This is a genomic window from Frankia sp. AgKG'84/4, assembly GCF_023242965.2.
Lineage (GTDB): Bacteria > Actinomycetota > Actinomycetes > Frankiales > Frankiaceae > Frankia.
This window is the reverse complement of record NZ_JALKFU020001245.1, coordinates 1-2,368: the sequence shown is the minus strand read 5'-3', so window position 1 is coordinate 2,368 and position 2,368 is coordinate 1. Positions and strand designations below refer to the sequence as shown.

The window sequence follows — 2,368 nt, the reverse complement described above, 5'->3', positions numbered from 1 at the left end:
CGGGTGGTCCGCGCCGCCGGCGCGCTGCCGGTGCACGTCGCCTACGCCATCCCCGCGCGTGACTGCGGCGGCCAGTCCGCCGGCGGGATCGCCGACGAAGCCGGCTACCGGGCCTGGATCGCCGCGTTCGCCGCCGGCATCGGCACCGGGCCCGCCGCGGTCATCCTCGAACCGGACGCCCTCGCCCAGGTCGACTGCCTGTCCCCGGCGGCAGCCGGCGCCCGCTACGCCATGCTGGGCTTCGCCGTCGACCAGCTCACCGCCGTCGGCGCCGAGGTCTACCTCGACGCCGGGAACGCGAACTGGCACTCGGTCGCCGACACGGCCGCCCGCCTGCGCCTCGCCGGGGTGGACCGCGCCCGCGGGTTCGCTCTCAACGTCTCCAACTTCGACGAGACCGCGGACGAGACCGCCTACGGCGACGCCGTCGTCGCCGCGCTCGGCGGCGGCGCCCACTTCGTCGTGGACACCTCCCGCAACGGCCGCGGGCCGGCTGCGGGCAACGTCTGGTGCAATCCGCCCGACCGCGGTCTGGGAATCGCGCCCACCGGGCAGACCGGCGACCCGCGCGCCGACGCCTACCTGTGGATCAAGGTGCCCGGGGAGTCGGACGGAGCCTGCAACGGTGGGCCGGCGGCCGGCCAGTGGTGGCTGGACTATGCCAGGGGCCTCGCCAGCCGGGCGGCCTGAGCGACGCTGCGCCGCCCAGGCGCCCCGGGTGCCCGCGGCGCCGACCCCGGACGTTTCCGCAGCGGCTTTCGGGGGCGTTCGCGGTGGCCTTCCCGACCGTTTCCCAGAGGGCGGACCCGTGGGCGGTGGGAATGGTCGCCGCAGGGCCAGGCGATGACCTCAACGCCCATTCCATCCGTCTACGGATGATCGTTCGCTGGGTTATCCACAGGTCTTTCCCGAGGCTGGATCGGCGCCGGGTCGTGGTGGATTCTCGGAGCATGACCACTTCGCTCTCGGCTCTGACCTCGCCGACCCGACCCCCCGCCGCCCGCGCCTACCCGGGCCTCGACTCCGCCGTCGCGCTGGCCCGGCGGCAGGGCGGAATGATCACTTTCCGGCAGGCGATCGCCGCCGGTCTGACCCGCGGCCAGCTACGCCAGCTCGTCCAGTCCGAACAGTGGGGCCACCCGGTCCGGGGAGCCTTCGTCGTGCCCGGCACGGGCCGGTCCGCCCTCGCCGTGCCCGGTGCGCGGCCCACAGGCGCCGGTGACGAGGGCGGGGCGGGTGCGGGCGGTGAGGTCATCGCGATCATGCCGGCCCGTGCCGCGCTGGCGGCGCGTGCCCGCGCGGCGCTCGTCGGCCGGCCGAAAGCCGTCGTCTGCGGCGCCACCGCGGCGGGTCTGCTCGGATTTCCCGCGGTCGAAACGGAGGGCCGGGCCGAACCGGTGCACCTGATGCTGCCGGCGCGCCTCACCCGGGCGCAGCCGCGCGGTATCCGGCTGCATTTCACCGACCTTCCCGCCGGCGACCGGATGATGCTGGACGGAATCCCGGTCACCGCGCCCGCGCGCACGCTGGCGGATCTGGTGCTCGCCGCCTCGTCCCGGGACGCGGCCGTCGCCGTGATGGACGCCGCGCTGCGTAGCCGCGTCGTGGCGGATCTGCGGGCGGCGCGCCGCGCGGCGGCCGGCCGGCGCGGATTCCGCGCGGTGCACGGGTGGTGGTCGCTGGCCGACGGGCGGGCCCAGTCGGCCCTGGAGTCCAGGCTGCGGCTGCTGCTCACCGACGCCGGGCTCGCGCCCAGCGAGCTGCAGTGGCCGGTGACGGACGCCACGGGCCAGGTGGTGGCCCGGCTCGACCTCGCCTGGCCCGCACACCGCCTCGTCGTCGAGGCCGATACCTGCGACGCCGTGGGTTCGGCCGGCGCCCTGCACCGGGAGCGTCAGCGCGGCAACCTGCTCGCCGCCCATGGGTGGACGGTCCTGAGCTTCGGCGCGCTCGACCTCGCCTGGCATCCGGGCCAGATCGTGGCAGCCGTCGAGCGGGTCCTCGCCGGCCGGGAGGAGGTAACCCCACGGGCCTCCTGATCACGGCCGCCATCAGGCGAAAGGCCGCCACGCCTTGTGACGGGGAGTACATTCCGAGCCCCCTGGACGTCCCGCGCCTACGATCCGGTGCATGACCGTTCCATCGGCCGGAATGTCGCTGGCTGCCGACTTTCCGGAGGCCACGCGCGCCGAGTGGCAGAAGCTCGTCCTCGGTGTCCTGCGCAAGTCCGGCGCGGCGACCGAGGCGGTGACGCCCGAGGGTGCCGAGGGCCTGTTGACCACGCCCACCTACGACGGTCCGCGGATCCGCCCGCTGTACACCGCGGACGACGCGCCCGCGACCGCGGTCGGCCTGCCGGGCCTGGCGC

2 protein-coding genes and 1 pseudogene are annotated in these 2,368 nt (G+C 75.5%); all 3 read left to right on the top strand.

Going from position 1 to position 2,368, the window contains the following annotated elements:
• Positions 1-690: glycoside hydrolase family 6 protein (locus MXD58_RS29250; RefSeq protein WP_250611387.1), on the top strand; the 690-nt coding region annotated here is incomplete at its 5' end.
• A 260-nt stretch (positions 691-950) separates the two neighbouring features.
• Positions 951-2,039, top strand: coding sequence for a type IV toxin-antitoxin system AbiEi family antitoxin domain-containing protein (locus MXD58_RS29245; protein WP_248840290.1), 1,089 nt, complete (start codon positions 951-953; stop codon positions 2,037-2,039).
• A 91-nt stretch (positions 2,040-2,130) separates the two neighbouring features.
• Positions 2,131-2,368: pseudogene (locus tag MXD58_RS29240) on the top strand (methylmalonyl-CoA mutase); the annotation flags it as partial.

Excerpts from the sequence above, each read along its gene's own strand:
- MXD58_RS29245 (WP_248840290.1), top strand. The coding sequence starts at position 951 with ATGACCACTTCGCTCTCGGCTCTGACCTCGCCGACCCGACCCCCCGCC.